Source organism: Altererythrobacter sp. (genome assembly GCF_050299635.1).
Lineage (GTDB): Bacteria > Pseudomonadota > Alphaproteobacteria > Sphingomonadales > Sphingomonadaceae > Erythrobacter.
In genome coordinates this window covers 32,803-52,330 of sequence record NZ_JBNKWF010000013.1, presented here as the reverse complement: position 1 = coordinate 52,330, position 19,528 = coordinate 32,803, and the positions used below count along the sequence as shown (strand labels likewise).

The window sequence follows — 19,528 nt, the reverse complement described above, 5'->3', positions numbered from 1 at the left end:
CAATGCGGGTCAATGCGCTCGATCATGTCAACATCATCACCGGCGATCTCGATGGCACCGCGCGTTTCTATCAGGAGCTGTTCGGGCTGGAACGGTGCGACGCGCCCCCGCCGCTGACGCCGCAGAATGCGCAGTGGATGTATGACGGGGAGGGACGTGCGATCTTCCACATCAACTCGCTCGATTGCCCGCGCGCCTACGACCGTGAAGTGCGCGAAGGGCCGACAGGGTCGATCCATCATGTGGCGCTGAGCTGTTCGGGCCATGACGAGATGCTCGCGCGGCTCGACGCGCGCGGCATGGACCGCAAGCTCAATCACATAGAAGCGATCGGCCTGAGGCAGATCTTTACGCAGGATCCCAACGGCGTCTTGCTGGAGCTGAATTTTTTCGGCGACTAGCCGGCGAGGCCGAGCAGGATTTCGAGCAGCTGTTCCGGCTGGTCGTTCATCACGGCATGCCCTGAATCCGCTACATGGACTTCCCATGAGGGATCGTCTTCCACCTCGTTGTAGAAGCGGCGGAAGGGCGTCGGTTCCCAGGACTTTGCGAAGATATAGCAGCGCCGGGGAATCTTCGCTTCCTCGCCTGTGAACTCCACTGCTTCCACCAGCGTCAGCAAGGGGTGCGGCGATTTCCCTGGGTGATCGGCGCCCATGATCGGGGTGACATAGCCCGGCTTGAACTTCTGCGAATCGATATAGTGATTGTGTTCGAACTCGCCGGTGATGTCCCACAGGCTCTCGCCATCCTTGGGCAGAAAGGCATCGATATAGGCAATCGCATCGATGCCCGCGCCAAGACGTGTCGCGACACCTGTAATCACCATTCCGCCATAGCTGTGCCCAACCAGAATGAAGCGCTCGAAGCCGGTCTGCTCGATCTGGCGACAGACGTCGTCGATATGATCGGTCAGTGTAATGCAGGCATTCATCCGATCACGCCACTTGCCCAACCCCGAGAGGTTGGCGGCAATCACGCGGTGGCCTGCGGTGAACAGGCCTTCGGCAATCCGGTCATAGCCCGCGCTGCTTCCCCAGGCGCCATGGACCAGGACGAAGTTGGCCATTCTACTCGCCGTATTTGTCGTTGTAGCGCACGATCCAGTCGATCGTGTTCTCCACTCCCCCGAAGGGGTAAAAGTGGAGCCGCACCCGGCCATGTTCGTTGCCCAGCTTCGCCGCGAACTCGTCCACCAGGCGATCCGGACCGGCCGAGCCGATCAGATTGCCTAGCGAAACGCCGTATTTGCGCATCACGCTGGCGGATGCGCCGACGCCGCAACGTGCCGCAAAACGCAGCAGCTTCTTGATCCCTGCCGGGCCGGGCACACCGATACGGATCGGCGCATCGATGCCGCGTAACCGGGCCTTGCGCAGCCAGTCGAGGAAGGCATCGGGGTCGAAACCGAATTGAGTGACGATCAGCGGCGCCATGCCGCGCCTTTCGATCTCGGCGATTTTCATTTCCAGCACGTCCCAGGCCTGCGGATCGGTCATGTTCGGATGGCCTTCCGGGTGCCCTCCAATACCGATCGCCATGATGCCGTTCCGCTCGAACGCGCCGGTCGCGATTAGCGCAGCGGTATCGAAGAAGGGTCCTTGCGGTTCGGGAGGGTCGCCCGCGACGACGAAGCAGCGCCTCACTCCGGCCTGTTCGACCACGGCGGCAAGATAGCCCTCGAACTCCTCATGGCTAAGGATACGCCGGGCCGAGAAATGGGGCATCGGCTCGAAGCCCATTTCCCGCACGGCGACGGCCGCCGCGATCCTTGCGTCCTGCTCCTCGCCGGGAAGGAAGGTGATCGCAATCGGCGTTTCGGGCGGCATCTTGGGCGCTGCCGCCCGCAAATCCTCAACGTCTTTCGCCGTGATCTCGATCGAATAGCCGTCAAGGATGCCGTTGGGCGGCAGATCCCAGTTGGGGTGCAGATGCGTCGCAGCGGTTGGCATGGGGGCTTCCCGCCTCAGCGCTCGGTCCGCCAGCCTTCGTGATAGGTCTCGCGAGCCACGCGGCTGTAAGGCACGGGGCTGACGATCGCGCGGACCGAGAGCTGTTTGTGCGGCTCGACCGTGGTCTTCTTGGTGCCGCCGTTTTCTTCGCCCCACACCACGCGCACTTCGCTGCCGACCGGAACTTCCGGATCGACCGTCGCGAGGCTCAGCGCCTGCTTTTCGTTATAGGAATAGCCGGTGAACATGGAGAAGCCGAGCACTTTGCCATCGGCATCGGTCACGGCGTCATAATTGGACGAAGCATAGTTCGCGAGCGGCACGTCGAAGAACTTGTACTGATCGCCATCCGGATCGAACATGCTAGCCATGATCTTGGCCATGTCTTCGGGATGCCAGGCAAGCGTCACCTTCTTGCGCTGGGCTGCGGGATCGAGCGCTTCCAGCGCTTCGCGGCCATGGAAATCATGGTCGAACTTCACGAAGGGGCCGTAACCGAGCTCCCACGGGTTGAGGTAGTAATCCTCGATATTGTCCGAAACGAATGAACCGCCGATCGATCCGGTCGCTTCGTAGCTGTCCGCGCCAAGCCACTCGCGGAAGCCCTTGAGCTTCTCGCCGGTATAGATGGCCGGCAGCGGGGAGGGGATCCAGCCCGATTCGAGCGTGTTGGAAGGATAGGCGCGGCTGCCGCATGGGATCAGGCCGAACTCCTTGCCCGCTTCGAGGATCGCAGCACGGATTTCCTCCTGCTCCTCATAAGGGCCCCAGATTTCGAGGCCCGGCGCACCCGACATGCCGTGACGCAGCGTCTTCACCTGGCGCCCTGCAATGTTCATGGTGCTCATATTGAAGAATTTGAGCTGTTCCAGCGGGCCGCCATGCAGCTTCTCGATCACGTTCCAGGCCTGTGGGCCCTGGATCTGGAAGCGCCATTCCTTGCGGCTGACGGGCTTGCCCATCGGGCGCATCGGTGAACGATCATCAAGCTCGATTTCGCAGTCATAGCCGCCGGTTTCGCCGTGGTAGCGCAGCCAGTTGCTGGCTGGCGCGCGGCCGACATAGGTGAAGCTTTCCTCTTCCTCCCAGAAGATGATGCCGTCACCGATCACGTGGCCATAGGGAGTGGTCGGCACATATTGCTTGGCCTTATTGACGGCCCAACCCTTGGAGGAATTGATCATGGTGTCAGACAGCAGTTTGCCTGCGTCCTTGCCGCGAATGTAGAGGTTCACCATGTGATGCGACTGGTCGAACAGCACGGCAGAATGCTGCCATGCCCATTGCTCGCTGCGCCAGTTCGAAAACTCCGGTGCCACGACCGGATAGACATATGCCCCAAGCTGCGAATTGCGCAGCATCGATACGATGTTGCCCTGCCCCTGCAGGACCTGCTCCAGATTCTGTGCCGTCATGTTGGCTCTCCCAAAAAATTGTATGCAAGACATACAATTTTTTGGTAGGCATGCAATCGGAAATTTGGAAAGGCCCTGTATTCCGGGGCGTAGATAGGTTGAGAGGAAAGGCCTGATGGCTGACGAACTGGTCCTGACGTTGTCATGCGAAGACAAGCCGGGGATTACTGCGCGCGTAACGGGCTTTATCGCCGAACAAGGCGGCAATATTCACGAGGCGCAGCAGTTCAACGACCAGTTGCAGGGCAGCTTCTTCATGCGAGTGGCATTCGATCCGCGCGGCGCCGATGTAGCCCGCTTGCGCGAATCATTTGCGCCCCTTGCCGAAGAATACGGCATGGACTGGCAGATTCGCGATCGCGCGGTGCCACGCAAAGTGGTTCTGATGGTCAGCAAATTCGACCACTGCCTGGGCGATCTGCTCTATCGTCACCGTATCGGCGAGTTGAACTACGAGCCCGTGGCGATCATCTCGAATCACCCGCGCGAAGCGCTTAGCATTTCGGTGATGGGCGATATCCCGTACCACCATTTCCCGATCACCAAGGACACCAAGCCGCAGCAGGAAGCGCAGATAAAACAGGTGGTCAACGAAACCGGTGCGGAACTTGTCGTGCTCGCCCGCTACATGCAGATTCTTTCAGACGATCTCGCGGCCTTCCTGTCCGGTCGCTGCATCAACATCCACCACTCGTTCCTGCCGGGTTTCAAAGGGGCCAAACCCTATCACCAGGCCCATGCGCGCGGCGTGAAGATGATCGGTGCGACAGCTCACTATGTGACGACGGACCTCGATGAGGGGCCAATCATCCACCAGGATGTGGAAACGGTCACCCATGCCGACAGCCCGGAAGAAATGGTGCGCAAGGGACGCGATATCGAACGCCGCGTGCTGGCCGAAGCGGTGCGTATGCATCTCGATGACCGGGTCTTGCTGAACAAGGACAAGACCGTCGTTTTCAAGAGCTAGTCGGTTTCGACATTCAGCCCTGATGGCCTGCAAATGGCGGTTTTCCGTGCTTCCGGTGCTCACGACCATGAAGGTCGCTGCGCGCCGGTTCACAAAAACCCACCGTTTTCCTCACATCATCATCTGAATGTCGAAGCCGTCCTTACCTAGCGCTGGCTGACGGCGCGTTCAGGCAAGCGTGGTGCGGTACATCTCGCGGCGGTAGCCGTCGAAATCGTTCGCGGCGAGGTGGAGGCAGGCCCGATTGTCCCACATAGCGACCATTCCTACTTCCCAGCGCAGCCGACAGGTGAAAGCATGCTGGGTGATGTGGCGGGTGAGGAAATCGAGCAGCGGGCGGCTTTCCTCTTCGGTCATGCCATCGATCCCGATCGCATAAACCTCGTCGACATAAAGAGCTTCCTCGCCCGTCTCCGGATGCTTGCGAACCAGCGGATGCGCTGTTCCGGCAAGAGCGGCCTCGCGGCTTTCATCGCTGGCGAAGGCGAGCGGCTTGCCTGAAACCTTCTCCTGTGTCGCCATGTTTGCGGCGGCCGACATGCGTACCTTCAGCGGGCGCAGCATGTCCTGCATGGTGGGGCTGAGCATGCGGAAGGCGAGCGCGGTATCCGCCCAGACCGTATCGCCGCCATAGGGCGGAATCTCAACCGCGCGCAGAATGGTGATGGAGGGTGGCGATGCCAGGAAAGGCGAATCGGTGTGCCAGCCGCTGCCGAACATCGCCTTGCTGCGGTGGTCGGCTTCCTTGATGATCGGCTGGACAGGCCGGTGACCGGGCACCCCTTGCGTATAGGCATCCCTGGCAAAGGGTCCGAAGCGCGCGGCGAAGCCTTCGTGCTCGGCGTGCGTAAGGTTCTGGTTGCGCGCGAACAGCATCTTGTGCCGCCAGAACGCGTGGCGGAGTTCGTCAAACTCCTCGTCCGTGAGCTCGGCCAGGCGAAGCCCGACCAGCTCCGCACCCATGGAGGATGAAATCGGAGCTACCGTGATATGGCGGTATTCGCGGGCCGCGTTGTCGAACGCGCCGGACGGGCTCAACCTGACTTCGCGCATGGCTTCCTCTCCTTGACGGGGGAGGCTAGGCGGCGCGGCGTGCCGTGTCGATAGGGTTGGAATCCGCGCCAATTAAGCGAGTTGAAAGGTGTCGCTGCGCGGGAGAGCAAGCCCTCGCCCGCGCAGCAAATTGGCAAACGCTACAGCCCCTCTATCGACAGGAGCCGGATCGGTCGGATCAGGCCAATGGCACCGAATTGACGATATGCGGCTGGGTATATTCGAGCAGGCCGGCGACACCCAGTTCCCCGCCCATGCCGCTCATCTTCGAGCCGCGGAACGGGATGGTGGGATCGATCGCGAGGTGCTGGTTGACCCAGACAGTGCCGCTGTCGATCTGCATGGCGACGGCTGTGGCGCGATCGAGATCCATGCCCCACACCGTGCCTGCAAGACCGTAGTCGGAATTGTTGGCGCGTGCGATCACATCGGCGATGTCGTCATATTTCTGGACCGGCAGGACCGGGCCGAACTGTTCCTCAGCCACCAGCGGGGCGTCGTCGTCCAGATCGCGGAAGATCGTCGGAGGAATGAAATAGCCCTTGCGGTCGGGGATTTCGCCTCCGGCCACCAGCGTGCCGCGGGTCTTCGCATCCTCGATCAGGCCCTGGACCTTTTCGAACTGCATCCTGTTCTGCAGCGGCCCAACCGTCGAACCCTGCTTCGATCCGTCATCCACCACCGCAGCGCCGGCGAGCTTGGCTATTTCCTCGCAGAACTCGTCATACATGCTGGAGGGGACATAAGCACGCTTGATCGCGACGCAGATCTGGCCGGCATTGGCCATTGCCCCGGCATAGACCTTTTCTGCGGCCAGTTTGGCTGGCACATCATCGAGCACGATCGCCGCGTCATTCCCGCCGAGTTCCAGAGTCACGCGCTTGATGCTTTCGGCAGCGGAGGCCAGCACTTTGGCGCCAGTCGCGGTGGAACCGGTGAAGGAGATCTTGGCGATCTTGGGGTGCGTGGTCATGAGCGGACCGAGTTCGTTCTCGTCGCACAGGACGTTGAACACACCGGCGGGCAGTATGTCCCTGGCGATCTCGCCAACTACACAGGTCGTGAGCGGAGTGGTGGGGGCGGGCTTCGAAACCAGCGTATTGCCCGCCAGCAGGGCCGGGCCGAGCTTGTTGATCAGCAAGATGACCGGGAAGTTCCACGGCGTGATCGAAGCGCAGACCCCCAGCGGCGTACGGTGCTCGACCACGCGGTTGCCGCCATCGTCGCGAATGACTTCGTCTTCGACCCGCATACCCAGGAAAGCGCGCAGCGTTCCGACAGCCGCCATCATCTCGAATTGCGCCTGGTCGATCGGCTTTCCCTGTTCGGCAGTCAGCAGGCGAGCCAGCTCGTCAGAACGCGCTTCGATCGCATCGGCCAGTCTGCTCAGATATCCGGCTCGCTCGTCATAGCTCTTGGCCGACCATTCCGGGAATGCGCGCTCCGCCGCATCGACTGCCTTGTTGAGCAGCGCCTCGTCTGCCTTGGGGCAATTTGCGATCACCTCTTCAGTCGCCGGATTGATGACTGCAAAGCTCGTGGCGCCGCCAACCAGTTCGCCGTCAATCAGAAGTTTGTATTCATGTGCCATTTCTCTCTCCCGGGAAGGGGCGCATGCCCTGCAGGCAAGGCACGGCCCTGAAGACTCAAATTGGGTTATGCATTGCGATTCTCGACCCAATATGTATGCTGGGCATACAAAAAATGCAATTGGATGTGGAGGAGCCCTATGAAGGAGGGCCGCGACCTTGCGGGGCTGACAGGTTATCTCCTGCAGCGAACGAACTTGTTGTTCTTTTCGAAAGCGGCAAAGTCCCTGGCTCCGTTCGGGATTTCGCCTGCCCGTTTTTCTGCATTGATGCTTGTCCGTGACAATCCCGGCTGCACGCAAACGGCCCTGGGCGAAGCGCTGGATGTCAATCGATCGAGCGCGATGAAAATCATCAATAATCTGGAGGAACGGGGCCTCGTTTCGCGCCAGCCCGGCAAGGATGCGAGGGCGAATGCACTCCATTTGACCGAGAAAGGCGAGAAGCTGATTCCACAAATCATGCGTGAGTTGAAGGAAGGTGAAGACCGTCTGTTTGAATCTCTGGATGCTGAAGATCGGGCCACGCTCAACCGGTTGCTTGACCGGCTTCGGCGGCCACGATCTTGACAATTGCGCCAAAAACTTGATTGTATGCCAGGCATACAAAATTGGGATTGACCGGGAGCGATACTGATGAACACGCAGGTTTGCATTATTGGAGCCGGGCCTGCCGGACTGCTGTTGGGGCATTTGCTTCGGGCCGAGGGGATCGAATGCGTCGTTCTAGAGCGGCAAACCGGCGATTACGTGCTTGGACGGATTCGGGCGGGCGTCCTGGAAACGATCACGGTCGATCTGATGGAACGGCTGGGCCTGGACGGACGGATGAAAGAGGAGGGTTTGTGGCATGACGGCTTCAACCTCGCCGATGGCGAACGGCTGATCCGCATCGACATGGCCGACCTCGTGGGCAGCCGCGTGATGGTTTACGGCCAGACAGAAATCACGCGCGATCTGATGGATGCCTGCGAAGAACGCGACCTGGAAGTGATCTACGAAGCCCAGGATGTGACGCTCCACGATGTGGAAGGCGACGCGCCCTATGTCACCTATTCGAAGGATGGGGCAGAGTACCGGATAGACTGCCGCATGATCGCCGGATGCGACGGATTTTACGGGCCCAGCCGCCAGGCGATTCCCGCCAGCGTGGGCAAGGAATACGAGCGCGTGTATCCCTTCGGCTGGCTGGGCATTCTGGCCGATGTGCCACCCTGCAATCACGAGCTCATCTACGCCAATCACGAGCGCGGTTTTGCGCTTGCCAGCATGCGCAGCACGACGCGCAGCCGCTATTACATCGATGTCCCGCTGACCGAGAAGATCGAAGATTGGCCCGACGAACGGGTGTGGGACGAACTGGCGGTCAGGCTGGGCGCAGAGGCGGCCGAAAGTATGGTTCGTGGCCCTTCGATCGAAAAGAGCATTGCACCGCTTCGCAGCTATGTCTTCGCACCGATGCGGCACGGATCGCTGATGCTGTGCGGCGACGCGGCGCATATCGTGCCGCCGACGGGGGCGAAAGGTCTCAACCTTGCCGCCAGCGATGTGCACTACGCGGCAGAGGCGCTGACGGCTCTGTTCAAACATGCCGACAATGATGCGGTCGTGCGCTATTCCGACAAGGCATTGGCGCGCGTATGGAAATCCGAACGGTTTAGCTGGTCGCTCACCAATCTGATGCACCGCTTCCCCGAAGACGGGCCCTTCGAACGCGCGATGCAGGTCGCCGAACTGGACTACATCGCGAACTCGCGCGCGGCGCAAACTTCTATCGCCGAAAATTATGTCGGGTTGAAAGTGTGATCATGCGAAAGTTTTCGAGATCTGCTTTGGAGATTGTATGCTAGGTTAGGCAAGAGGCGAGATCGGGCCAAAGAGCCTGACGCGCCACTGGGAGGCAAAGGCGAATGGATGCGCTGGGCAAGGGCATAATCGAACATTTCGATTCCCGATTCCGTGGTTCGGCCAAATGGCTCGACTACTGGAACAACCTGCTGGGACAGACCTTCAACGGACTGGTGATGGATCCCGAATACGGGGCTAGCAAGGCCGAACTTTCGCGCTGGACCATGGATGATCTCGCTCTGGTCATGCCGCAGAGCCCCGCCTGTCGCGTCAGCAGACGGTTGGATAATCGCGAACATGCTGATGGCGCGCGCCTGGTCTTTCACCTGATCGAGCGTGGCCACGGGCGGCTGACACAGCGTGGGCGAACCGTCGAGGTTTCACCGGGCGATGCGGTGATGTGCGCTGCGGAAGAGCATTACGAGTTCGATTTCTACACACCGCATCAGGTTTCGATCATCGACGCGCCGCGGACCAGCCTGACCCTCTCGGACGATGAAATCGAAGCCGCAATCGCCACGAAGGTCTCCATTCGGCAAGTCAACACGCGAGTCCTGCAAAGCTTCGTCCGTTCCTTGTGGAGCGAAGCGGGCAGCGCCGCCGAACAGGAGAGCATGGGTCAATATCGTCCGATCCTGCTCGAAATGATTGGCATGGCATTGAAGTCAGAGGATGCAGGGAGCGCAGATGGCCGTCGCAAATGCGGTAGCCAGCTTCTGGTCACGATGGATCGGGTTGTCGATGCCAGATTGCATGATCCGGATTTGTCGCCTGCCGTGCTGGCGCAGGAACTGGGCGTTTCCTTGCGAAAGCTGCAGGCGGCGGTTTCGACGCGCGGGACAACGCCGCGCGAGATAATCTGTCGGCGCAGGATCGAGCGGGCCGCCCGGCGGCTGGTGCTCGAACCCGAAGTCCGCATCGGATCGATTGCCTTTGATTGCGGCTATCAGGACACGGCCCATTTCTCGCGCCGGTTTCGCGCATTGCTGGGCTGCAGTCCGGCCCAATACCGCCAGAAGCACTGACTTCGGCCCTCAGCCGCAGATTCCTGCGCGTTCGCACAGGTAATTTTCGCGCTCGTCCAACGCAATTTGCACTCAAGAGGCCTATTTTCCCGGCAATGACCATCGGGAGAGATATCAAAATGAGGAATCTGTTTCTGGGAGCCAGCGCTCTCGCAATGGGCGTAGCTGGTCTGTCCGCGCCGCTGCATGCCCAGGAGGCGACTGCTGGCGAGGCCGGGGCCGGACAGGCGCAATCCGGCGGCATCAGCGAGATCATTGTCACGGCTCAAAAGCGCGCAGAAAACGTGCAGGATGTGCCGATCGCGATCAGTGCATTCGGCAGCGAAGCCCTGCAAGAGCGTGCAGTAACCGACGTTGCATCGCTCGGGGCATTGGCGCCGAACGTTAACCTGGACGGCGGCACGCCCTTCTCTGGTTCTTCGGCCGTGCTTTCCGCGACCATCCGCGGCATCGGATCGGACGATTTCGCCTTCAACATCGATCCGGGCGTCGGGATCTATCTCGACGGGGTTTATCTCGCGCGGACGGTTGGGGCCAATCAGGACCTGCCCGACGTGGAACGGATCGAAGTTCTCAAGGGGCCGCAAGGGACGCTGTTCGGACGGAACACGATCGGCGGTGCAGTCTCCATCGTGACGCATGATCCGGGCGACGAGTTCCGGGTAAAGGGCGACATCACGACCGGCAGCTTCTCGCTGCTCAAGGCGCGGGCGGTCGTCGACTTGCCGCTGGCGGAAGGGCTTGCCGCCTCCGTAACTGCCGCTGCGACGAGCCGCAAAGGTTTCCAAAAGCGCATTCCCTATGAAGGGACTGCAGCCGAAATGCGGGCGATTGCCAATTCGGACAGTTTCACCAGCTTCAACCACGCCGCCTACGATACGCATTCACGCCAGAGCGGGGACAACAATGTCAGCCTGCGCGGAAAGCTGAAATGGGATACTGGCAGTCCGTTCCGTGTCACGCTGTCGGGCGATTACACTAACCAGGATTCTTCGGGCCAGAACAGCTCGCTGCTCGGCGTGTCCTTCCCGCCCGGGCCGTTCGCGCCGACCAACCCGCTTCCCGGAACGGCGATCAATCCCATCGCTCCGGTCGACGGCTTCCTGTTCGCAGGGCTGTATAATTTCTGCATCAACTCTTCGCCGGCCGACATCGCAGCGCGCGGAGCCGATGCCTTGTGTGGCGCGCGCGGCACCAGCGTCTATCCCGGCCTTCTCCTAGGCTCGATTGCCGGTGTGAACGCCGATGGCGATCCATCGAACGACAGACTACCCTGGGACGGCCGTTTCATTACTGGCGATCCCGACAAATCCTATGCGACCGGCCCGACCTTCAACGATCTGGAAGCATGGGGCGTTGCGGGAAATATCGAGGCAGACCTCGGCGATCTCTTCACCGTGCGTTCGATTACCGCCTATCGCGAGAGCCACTGGAAGGCGGGCACGGATGTCGACGGATCGCCGCTGACCATGCTCGAGCTGACCTTCTCGCAGAATCAGGAGCAGTTCTCGCAAGAGTTGCAAGTCCTCGGAAACGGCCTGTTGGGCGGACGGCTCGATATGGTCCTGGGGGCCTATTACTTCAAAGAGAAGGGCGACCTGCACGATTTCGTGACCTTCGATGAAGGCCTGTTGCAGGTCGATGGGCCGAACCAGTTCGACACGGAAAACTACGCCTTCTTCGCGCAGCTCGATTTCAAGGTGACTGACTGGCTCGGCATCACGCTGGGCGGGCGCTACACGAATGAGACCAAGCAGTTCGAAGGTGGCCAGCAGGACCTCAACGGCGGCAATTACAAGCTGTTCGGTTGCGCGGATCCGGATGGGACGATCTATCCATTCGGAGACTTCCCGCTCGCTCCGCCGCAGGCAGCAGGTGGGCCGCCCTGTTTCGCCGCGCTGTCCTATCCCGATCCGACCAATCCGGTGCGGGTCTTTGTTCCCGGCGTCAATGAGAAGAAGTTCTCCAACTTCTCGCCCAAGATCGGCGTGCAACTATTCCCGGCTGACGATGTCATGCTCTACGCGAGCTATTCGGAAGGGTACAAGACGGGTGGCTGGACGACCCGCCTCACCAATCCGCAGGGCAGTGTAGCACCCGATTTCGACGAAGAAGTCGCCGAGACATGGGAAGCGGGCTTCAAGTCGACATTGCTCGGGCGGACGCTGCAAATCAACGGCGCGGTTTTCACCACCAATTATAAGGACGTGCAGCTCAACCAGCAGATCGGCACTTCGCCAACGATCGACAACGCCGGTACTGCACGGATCAAGGGCTTCGAGCTTGAAGCGGTCGTCGCTCCTTTTGACGGTTTCACGCTCAATGCGGCGGTGGGCTATCTCGATGCGAAATTCACCGAGGTTGCGCCGAGCGTGACAGCGACTTCCGGCCCCATTCCCGGTCTGCGCGAAGGGGCATTCGTGGGCGCATCGCTGCCGAAAACGGCCAAATGGTCGATCAATGTCAGCCCGCGCTACGAGTTGTCGCTCGGCAATGGCGGTTCCGTCGTCCTCCTTGCCGATTGGACGCACAAGTCCGAGGTCTGGAACGACGTCGCGCGCTATCTGCCCTTGCGTCGTCCGCCAATCGACATCCTCAACGCCAGCATATCCTATAGAGAGCCCGACGGTCGCTGGGATCTGACGGTGGGCGGCACCAACCTTACTGACGAGCGCTACCTTGTTTCGGGAGGCGCGAACGATGCCGCTGGCGTGTACTTCGGAAGCTACAATCGGCCCTCCGAATGGTACGTGCGACTGGGATTTGAATTCTAGAGTGGGCCGCTGACCGGCTCCGGCTGCTGCATTCGTGCAGCCTGCCGGGGCCGGATTCCTAGCGCGTAAGCTAATGGAGACGAGAATGGGGACGAATGCTCTTGCTGCAGTCCAGCGTGAAGCGCGAGCGGCGCCCAGTCTGGAACAGGTTCAGCTCGAAGATCCGCGCGATGACGAGGTGCTGGTCCGGATGGTGGCCACCGGCGTGTGCCATACCGACATGGTGATGCGCGACCAGCTCTTGCCCATCCCATTTCCCGCCGTGCTAGGCCATGAAGGTGCGGGAGTTGTTGAACGTGTCGGTGCAGGTGTCACTGGGCTTGCAGTTGGCGATCATGTGGTGCTCAGCTTTGCCTCATGCGGGGGCTGCGAACCCTGCGGCGCACACGAACCGGCCTATTGCCACAGCTGGTTCCCGCTGAACTTTCTGGGGCAGCGGGGCGATGGCACCAGCGGAATGACCGATGCATCGGGCGCAACCGTGCATGACCATATTTTCGGGCAATCGAGCTTTGCCAGCCATGCGCTGGTCAATCAGCGAAACGTCGTGAAGGTTCCGTCCGATCTCCCGCTGGAAATGCTTGGGCCGCTCGGTTGCGGCTTCCAGACCGGCGCCGGCGCGATCTTGAACTCGCTGAAGGTTCGATCTGGCGCCAGCGTCGCGGTGATCGGTGTGGGCGCGGTCGGGCTATCGTCCGTGATGGCTGCGAAGATTGCCGGAGCTGCAACGATCGTCGCAATCGATCCCAACAAGAAGCGTCTGGAGCTCGCGCTCGATCTGGGCGCGACCCATGCCTATGAGCCCTTTGACGGCGGCGCCATGCCGGTCGCAACCGCTTCCGGCCTGCCGCTTGGTTTCGACTATATCGTCGATACGACAGGAAAGGATACCGTCGCCAATGATGCGGTGATGGCGCTTGCGCCTCGCGGCGAACTGGCGATCGTCGGCGCATTCCCTCCCGGAGCGGCGCTGACGGCTGACGCCACGCATATATTGAGCGGCGGGCGAGTCATTCGCGGGGTCGTGGAAGGGGGTGCCGACCCTCAGGCCTTCATTCCCCAATTGGTGGAATACTGGCGGGCAGGGCAATTCCCCTTCGATCGACTGGTCGAGTTTTTCGCTTTCGAGGACCTGGCCTCTGCCATCGAAGCGGGCGAAAGCGGCGCAGTCGTCAAGCCGATCGTGCGGTTTGACGGCCAATAGCCGGGCGTCAGACGAAGTCTTCGGTATCGATCGTGTTGCGCATGACGTCCGGATAGCGGTGCCCGGAAACCGTCTGTTGGTTGATGATCGCACCTGCCTGATCGAGCAGTTCGGCAGAGGGTTCGACAGAGATCGCTGCGAAGTTCTCCCGCATATGATCCAGACTTGTCGTGCCCGGGATGGCATGGACATGGTCGCCCTGCGCCAGAACCCAGGCCAGCGCGAGCTCAGCGGGCTCTAACCCGTTCTCAGCCGCCAGCGCATCAAACTGTTCGATCAGCGCCAGGTTCCTCGGCCAGTTCTTGTCGTCGAAGCGCGGGTGCGAACGGCGCAAATCCTTCTCGCCCAGGCTCTGCGGGTCCTTGAGCTCTCCGCCCAATGCGCCGCGCGCGACTGGAGAGAAGGCGACCAGCGCGATGCCCAACTCGCGTGTTGTCTCAAGCACGCCCAGCTCGACATTGCGGGTCCAGAGCGAAAACTCGGTCTGCACAGCGGCCATCGGATGCGCGGCATGCGCTTCGCGGATATGCGCAGCCGACCATTCGGACACGCCATAGCCGCCGATCTTGCCTGCCTCGATTGCCCGGGCCATTGCGCCGACACTGTCGGCGATGGGCACTTTGGGATCGAAACGGTGCATGTAGAACAGATCGATATGCTCGGTCTTGAGGCGCGTGAGGCTCGCATCGAGCGATTCCGAAATCGCATCGGGTGAGCAGTCGATCCCGCGCCGCGGCCCGTCGACTATGATCCCGGTCTTGCTGGCCAGAAAGAACTCGCCACGCCGGTGCATTACCGCTTCGCCCAGCAGTTCCTCATTCTTGCCGAAGCCATAGATATTGGCGGTGTCGAGATGGTCATATCCCAAATCGAGCGCTTCGTTGAGCAGCCGGATCTTCTCTTCATGCGGAGGCGGGTCGCCATAGGCCCACGACAGATTCATGCAGCCCAGCCCGATTGGCTGGACCTTGCGGTCGCCTAGTATTCGCTGCATCAACTCCATCCATCCTGCTGTTCAAGGCTGGCAGCGAGTTCTCCGATAACGCGGTAACAATCGAGCACCTGGGCGACCGAGCTATTGGGTTCACGTCCTTCCCTGATGGCGCTTATGAACTCGCGATCCTGAAGTTCGATGCCATTGTTGGATACCGCCACGCCCGAGAGGTCGATTGGCTCTTCGCGGCCGGTGACGAGGTCATCATAGCGCGCGATATAGGTGCCTGTATCGCCGATATAGCGGAAGAAGGTGCCCAGCGGCCCGTCATTGTTGAACGAGAGCGCAAGAGTCAGGATCTGGCCTGCTTCGGTCTTGAGCTGGATCGACATATCCATCGCGATGCCCAGTTCCGGATGTTTGGGGCCCTGGATCGCGTTGGCGGTCACGACCTTCGAGCCGGTCATGTACTGGAAAATGTCAATCGAGTGCGCCGAATGGTGCCAGAGCAGGTGGTCGGTCCAGCTGCGCGGCTGACCCTTGGCGTTCATGTTCTTGCGGCGGAAGAAGAAGGTTTCGATATCCATTGCCTGGATATTGAAATCGCCAGCATCGATCTTCTGCCTCACCCATTGATGCGAAGGATTGAAGCGGCGGGTGTGGCCAACCATGCAGGTAAGGCCGGTTTCCTGCTGCTTCGCAACAACAGCCTGTGCATCGGCCCAGCTGTCCGCAAGCGGTATCTCTACTTGCACATGCTTGCCAGCATCCATGCACTGGATCGCCTGTTCGGCATGTATTTGCGTCGGCGTGCACAGGATCACTGCGTCGACATCGTCGCGCTCCAGCGCATCCTCAAGTTCGGTCGAGCTGTGCTTCGCGCCATATTTCTCCGCGACCTCCGCTGCCTGCTCGCCAGTGCGGCTGATAATGGAGGTGATTTCGACGCCATCGATCTTCTGGAGTCCGTCCAGGTGTTTCTCGCCAAATGCTCCGGCGCCTGCGAGTGCGATTCTCATTCAAGTCTCCAGGGTTCATGCTGGCAGCCATCGGAGCTGCCTTTCCAAATTCAAATGCGGTCCATTTTTTGTGCCAGTTCCGCAAAGCTCGCATCCACTTCATCCATGGATTTGCGATAATCGTCGTTGCGGTCCTTGATGATGAGGACCGGCCAGCGGGCCTGATGGTTTTCCAGCTTGCGCTGAAAATTGGCTACGGCTTCATGACATTCCTTGAACAGTTCATCGGATGAAGCCTCAGCCACCGTGCGGGCCGTTGATTCGAGGTCGCTGAGCGAAGAGCTGAGTTCCTGGCGGGCTCGTCCATAATCGGTTTGCCAGCCCTCGGTGCTGGACCTTGCCAGGTCCTTGAGCCTGCTCCGCGACTTTCGAACCTGTTCGAATGTTTGCCTTAGCTGCTCATCCCAGCTCATCGCCTGCCTCCTCACAATCGATTTCTTAAGCCGCTGCGGTTTCCTCCTCCACCGGCTCGAGCACGATATGGCCAATTGCCGTGTTTGAACACGGGATATGGTAATGACGGTGCAGGCAATTCGTCTTTTTGCCCAGCGCCCCGCGCATGATCAGCCACATGACCATCTCGATACCCTCGCTGCCGGTTTCGCGCAGATATTCGATATGCGGAATCCAGCGCGCTTCGTCCGTGTCGCCGACCAGCAGGTCGAGGAACTTGTTGTCCCACTCCCGGTTGAGCAGGCCGGCACGTGGGCCCTGGAGCTGGTGGCTCATCCCGCCCGTGCCCCAGATCTGCACGTTGAGGTCCTCGGGGTAGCTTTCGACCGCGCGCTTGATCGCTTCGCCCAGTGCCCAGCAGCGATTGCCGGAGGGGACCGGATAGGTCACGACATTGACCGCCAGCGGCACGACCTTGCAGGGCCATTCCTCGGGCTGGCCGAACATCATGCTGAGCGGCACGGTCAACCCGTGATCGACGTCCATCTCGTTGATGATGGTCATGTCGAACTCGTCGAGGATCAGGCTCTGCGCGATATGCCACGCCAGGTCCGGCTCGCCGATCACGTCAGGAACGGGGCGAGGGCCCCAGCCTTCGTCCGCGCTCTTGTAGCGCTCTCCGCAACCGATCGCGAAGGTGGGCACGATCTTCATGTCGAAAGCGCTAGCGTGGTCGTTGTAGACCAGGATCACCACATCGGGCTTTTCCTGCTTCTCCCATTCCTTGGTCCACTCATAACCCTTGAAGATCGGGCCGAAATAGTCGTCATCGCTCTTGCCCTGATCGACTGCAACGCCGAGCAGGGGGACGTGGCTGGAGGCGACGCCAGCAGTAATTCTGGCCATGTCAGTAGCCTCCTTTGATCGAACGGTTGCCTTCAGGCGAACGGCCGCCCTTCAGCATCATCTCGCGGTATTCGGGGAAGGTGTATTCGGTCATCGTGGACACCGCTTCGGCGAAGCTCAGCCCGTCGGTGGAGAACAGCTTGGAGAGGAAATAGACGTTGCCGCCCAGGTCGAGCAGCTTGTTGTAATCCCGGTCGAGCAGGGCCTGCTTGCCCTCGTCCGAAATGTCCCATTCGTCGAGATAGGCCTTTTCGTCCGCGCGGAAACGCTCGCGGTTTTCCGGCTTCATCAGGCTCATGGCGAACTGGTTGATGTGGTATCCCTTGCGGGCCCGCGCTGCAGTGTAGACGCGCGTGCCGGGGATGTCCTCGAACTCCGCCAGATATTCGTGAATGTTCTGGGTCGGCCGGGCGGCTTTGGGATCGCTCATAGCCCCTTCTCCTTCAGGATTGCATCGAGGCGCGGGAAGACCTTGCGGGCATTGCCCTCGAAGATCGCGTGTCGTTCCTCGTCGCTGATGTCGAGTGCATCGATATAGCGCTTGGTGTCGTCGAAATAATGGCCGGTGGTCGGGTCGATACCGCGCACCGCGCCCACCATCTCGCTGCCGAACAGGATGTTCTTGTTCTCGATCACGTCAGCCAGCAGGTCGATGCCCGGCTGGTGATAGACGCAGGTGTCGAAGAACACATTGTTCATCAGGTGCTTGTCCAGGCTCGGCTGCTTCAGCATGTCGGCCAGGCCGCGATAACGGCCCCAGTGATAGGGGACGGCGCCACCGCCATGCGGGATGATGAACTTGAGGCCGGGGAAGCGGCTGAACAAATCGCCCTGCAACAGCTGCATGAAGGCGACGGTGTCGGCCGCAAGGTAGAACCCGCCGGTGGCGTGCATCGCCGGATTGCAGGACCCCGAAACGTGGATCATTCCGGGTACGCCCAGCTCCTCCATCACTTCGTAGATCGGGAACCAGTATTCATCCGTCAGCGGGGGATGCTCGAAATGGCCGCCGCCCGGATCGGGGTTGAGGTTGCAGGAAACGAAGCCCAGCTCCTCGACGCAGCGGCGCAGTTCCTTGATGCTTGCTTGCAAATCCGCCTTCGGGCTTTGCGGCAACATGCAGCCGCCGATGAAGGTATCGGGGAAGAGCTGCGTCACACGGTAGATCAGATCGTTGCAATGCGCGGCCCAGGTCGCACTTACTTCCTGGTCGCCGATGTGATGCGCCATGGCCGATGCGCGCGGCGAGAAGATCGTGAAATCCGCGCCACGCTCCTTGATCAGGCGCAGCTGGTTGTCCTCGATCGTCTGCCGGATCTCGTCATCGGAAATCTCGGGGTAGGGCGGCGGGGCATTGCCTTCCTTGTAGGCTTCCTTCTGCGCCTCGCGCCAGGCATCGTGCCCCTTGGGGAGCACGGTGTAATGGCCGTGGCAATCGATTATCAGGCTCATGCAGCATCCTTCGTTTTGCTATCGGCCGAGGCCGCATCGCGCTGGCGGCGGATTGTCCCCTCGGTCATCACCGGATCGACACCGAGCGAGCGTAGCGTCCTTGCCGATTCTTCCATTTCGGCGGCGCGACGCAGGCCGTGGACCTGCATTCGCTCCAGATTGTAGCTGGCGCGGTCATGCCAGCTGACCCGCTTCTCGCTCGCATCGAGCGAAGCGAGGACCTGCTCGGATACGCCTGCGGCATTGGCGGCGGCCATCATCTCGTCAGTCAGCGCTTCGATGCCCTTGACCATGACAGAGCGGATCATCTTGATCGCGCTGGCCTGGCCCACTTCACTGCCGACTACACGGACATTCGAGAATCCGAGCGACGCGAGCGCAGCGGCTGCCTCCTCCGCCGCAGCGCCCGATAGAAGCAACGGCACTGCCATGCGGGCAGGATCGACGGGCGCCAGCACAGCGACATCGACATAGCGCCCGCCAGCCTGCTCCACCGCTTCGGCGGCAGCTCGCTTGGTCTCTGGCGCGACCGAGTTCATGTCGCACCAGATCGCACCGGGCGCGAGCAGAGGGGCATAGGCCTGAGCGGCAGGCAATGCCTGGTCGGCGGTTACCAACGAAAGCACGGTCCGCGCTCCGTCCAGCGCTTCTGCCGCATTCGCGCAAACGGAGGTGCCAGCCTGCACCATCACGCTCTTGCGCTGTTCTAGCAGATCGTAGGCACGCGCATCAGCGCCCCATTTGCCGGCAAGGGCAAATGTCGATCCGGCCTCTCCAAACCCGATAAGCGAAACGCGCGATGTCATGATCTGCGTGAGTCGGCCACAGAGCCGAATTTGGCAAATCGGAAGTGCCGGATTGGCATAAGTTCATGCTAATCAAGGTTCGATTTATGTGCCCGGAGGATGAGGTTCAACCGTTATTGACTCAGGTCAAAGTGAATTCGTGGAACGATAGAATAGCAGGGTTCCAACGCAGGTGATGCGAGGGAGATT

General features: G+C 60.6%; 19 protein-coding genes. 7 read left to right on the top strand and 12 right to left on the bottom strand.

Translation table 11 applies throughout. The features are described 5' to 3' along the window. Positions 1-2: 2 nt before the first annotated feature. On the top strand, positions 3-401 hold the full coding sequence (locus ACQY6C_RS08755; protein ID WP_427967665.1) for a VOC family protein: 399 nt from the start codon (positions 3-5) through the stop codon (positions 399-401). Here ACQY6C_RS08755 and ACQY6C_RS08750 read toward each other — a convergent pair. From ACQY6C_RS08750 to ligM, 3 genes are read right to left on the bottom strand one after another with little or no spacing between them, the layout of a single operon-like run. After that, the gene (locus ACQY6C_RS08750) at positions 398-1,069 is read right to left on the bottom strand and encodes an alpha/beta fold hydrolase (protein ID WP_427967662.1); all 672 of its coding nucleotides are present in this window, start codon (positions 1,067-1,069) and stop codon (positions 398-400) included. The two genes, ACQY6C_RS08755 and ACQY6C_RS08750, sit on opposite strands and share 4 nt — an antisense overlap. Position 1,070: 1 nt before the next feature. Next, positions 1,071-1,952, bottom strand: coding sequence for a methylenetetrahydrofolate reductase (locus ACQY6C_RS08745; protein ID WP_427967659.1), 882 nt, complete (start codon positions 1,950-1,952; stop codon positions 1,071-1,073). A gap of 14 nt (positions 1,953-1,966) precedes the next feature. Beyond that, entirely contained in the window at positions 1,967-3,367 is a 1,401-nt protein-coding gene (ligM, locus tag ACQY6C_RS08740; protein ID WP_427967656.1) for a vanillate/3-O-methylgallate O-demethylase, read from the bottom strand. A gap of 115 nt (positions 3,368-3,482) precedes the next feature. Between ligM and purU the strand changes: the two genes are divergently transcribed. Further along, positions 3,483-4,337, top strand: coding sequence for a formyltetrahydrofolate deformylase (gene purU / locus ACQY6C_RS08735; protein ID WP_427967653.1), 855 nt, complete (start codon positions 3,483-3,485; stop codon positions 4,335-4,337). Positions 4,338-4,505: 168 nt separating this feature from the next. Here purU and ACQY6C_RS08730 read toward each other — a convergent pair whose 3' ends face one another. Beyond that, positions 4,506-5,390 carry a TauD/TfdA dioxygenase family protein gene (locus tag ACQY6C_RS08730; protein ID WP_427967650.1) on the bottom strand — a complete coding sequence of 295 codons (885 nt, stop codon included), beginning with the start codon at positions 5,388-5,390 and terminating at the stop codon, positions 4,506-4,508. Positions 5,391-5,568: 178 nt separating this feature from the next. Beyond that, positions 5,569-6,981, bottom strand: a complete 1,413-nt coding sequence (locus tag ACQY6C_RS08725; RefSeq protein ID WP_427967647.1) for an aldehyde dehydrogenase family protein — start codon at positions 6,979-6,981, stop codon at positions 5,569-5,571. A 60-nt stretch (positions 6,982-7,041) separates the two neighbouring features. On the opposite strand from ACQY6C_RS08725, the gene ACQY6C_RS08720 reads away from it, so the two are divergent. The 5 genes from ACQY6C_RS08720 to ACQY6C_RS08700 all read left to right on the top strand — a co-directional run bounded on the left by ACQY6C_RS08720 (position 7,042) and on the right by ACQY6C_RS08700 (position 13,829). Further along, positions 7,042-7,548 (top strand): MarR family winged helix-turn-helix transcriptional regulator, encoded by a 507-nt coding sequence (locus tag ACQY6C_RS08720; protein WP_427967644.1) that lies wholly within the window; start codon positions 7,042-7,044, stop codon positions 7,546-7,548. Between the two features lie 66 nt (positions 7,549-7,614). After that, a complete protein-coding gene (pobA, locus tag ACQY6C_RS08715) occupies positions 7,615-8,784 on the top strand; it encodes a 4-hydroxybenzoate 3-monooxygenase (protein ID WP_427967641.1) in 1,170 nt (389 codons plus the stop codon). Positions 8,785-8,888: 104 nt separating this feature from the next. Continuing rightward, a complete protein-coding gene (locus ACQY6C_RS08710; protein WP_427967638.1) occupies positions 8,889-9,851 on the top strand; it encodes an AraC family transcriptional regulator in 963 nt (320 codons plus the stop codon). 119 nt (positions 9,852-9,970) lie between these two features. Then, a complete protein-coding gene (locus ACQY6C_RS08705; RefSeq protein ID WP_427967635.1) occupies positions 9,971-12,625 on the top strand; it encodes a TonB-dependent receptor in 2,655 nt (884 codons plus the stop codon). Between the two features lie 85 nt (positions 12,626-12,710). Further along, the gene (locus tag ACQY6C_RS08700) at positions 12,711-13,829 is read left to right on the top strand and encodes an NAD(P)-dependent alcohol dehydrogenase (RefSeq protein ID WP_427967632.1); all 1,119 of its coding nucleotides are present in this window, start codon (positions 12,711-12,713) and stop codon (positions 13,827-13,829) included. A 7-nt stretch (positions 13,830-13,836) separates the two neighbouring features. Here the strand turns inward: ACQY6C_RS08700 and ACQY6C_RS08695 are convergent, their stop codons facing one another. The 7 genes from ACQY6C_RS08695 to ACQY6C_RS08665 are packed head-to-tail and all read right to left on the bottom strand — an operon-like array spanning position 13,837 to position 19,339. Then, a complete protein-coding gene (locus tag ACQY6C_RS08695) occupies positions 13,837-14,832 on the bottom strand; it encodes an aldo/keto reductase (protein ID WP_427967629.1) in 996 nt (331 codons plus the stop codon). Further along, positions 14,823-15,782 (bottom strand): Gfo/Idh/MocA family oxidoreductase, encoded by a 960-nt coding sequence (locus ACQY6C_RS08690; RefSeq protein WP_427967626.1) that lies wholly within the window; start codon positions 15,780-15,782, stop codon positions 14,823-14,825. Before ACQY6C_RS08690 ends, ACQY6C_RS08695 begins: the two co-directional genes overlap by 10 nt. Positions 15,783-15,832: 50 nt before the next feature. Then, positions 15,833-16,195, bottom strand: a complete 363-nt coding sequence (locus ACQY6C_RS08685; protein WP_427967623.1) for a hypothetical protein — start codon at positions 16,193-16,195, stop codon at positions 15,833-15,835. A 25-nt stretch (positions 16,196-16,220) separates the two neighbouring features. Then, complete coding sequence (locus tag ACQY6C_RS08680) at positions 16,221-17,081, bottom strand: class III extradiol dioxygenase subunit beta (protein WP_427967620.1); 861 nt, start codon at positions 17,079-17,081, stop codon at positions 16,221-16,223. A 1-nt stretch (position 17,082) separates the two neighbouring features. Then, positions 17,083-17,511 (bottom strand): protocatechuate 4,5-dioxygenase subunit alpha, encoded by a 429-nt coding sequence (gene ligA / locus ACQY6C_RS08675; RefSeq protein WP_427967617.1) that lies wholly within the window; start codon positions 17,509-17,511, stop codon positions 17,083-17,085. Next, positions 17,508-18,533, bottom strand: a complete 1,026-nt coding sequence (locus tag ACQY6C_RS08670) for an amidohydrolase family protein (RefSeq protein WP_427967614.1) — start codon at positions 18,531-18,533, stop codon at positions 17,508-17,510. Before ACQY6C_RS08670 ends, ligA begins: the two co-directional genes overlap by 4 nt. Beyond that, a complete protein-coding gene (locus ACQY6C_RS08665) occupies positions 18,530-19,339 on the bottom strand; it encodes a DUF1932 domain-containing protein (protein ID WP_427967611.1) in 810 nt (269 codons plus the stop codon). Before ACQY6C_RS08665 ends, ACQY6C_RS08670 begins: the two co-directional genes overlap by 4 nt. Between the last annotated feature and the right edge of the window lie 189 nt (positions 19,340-19,528).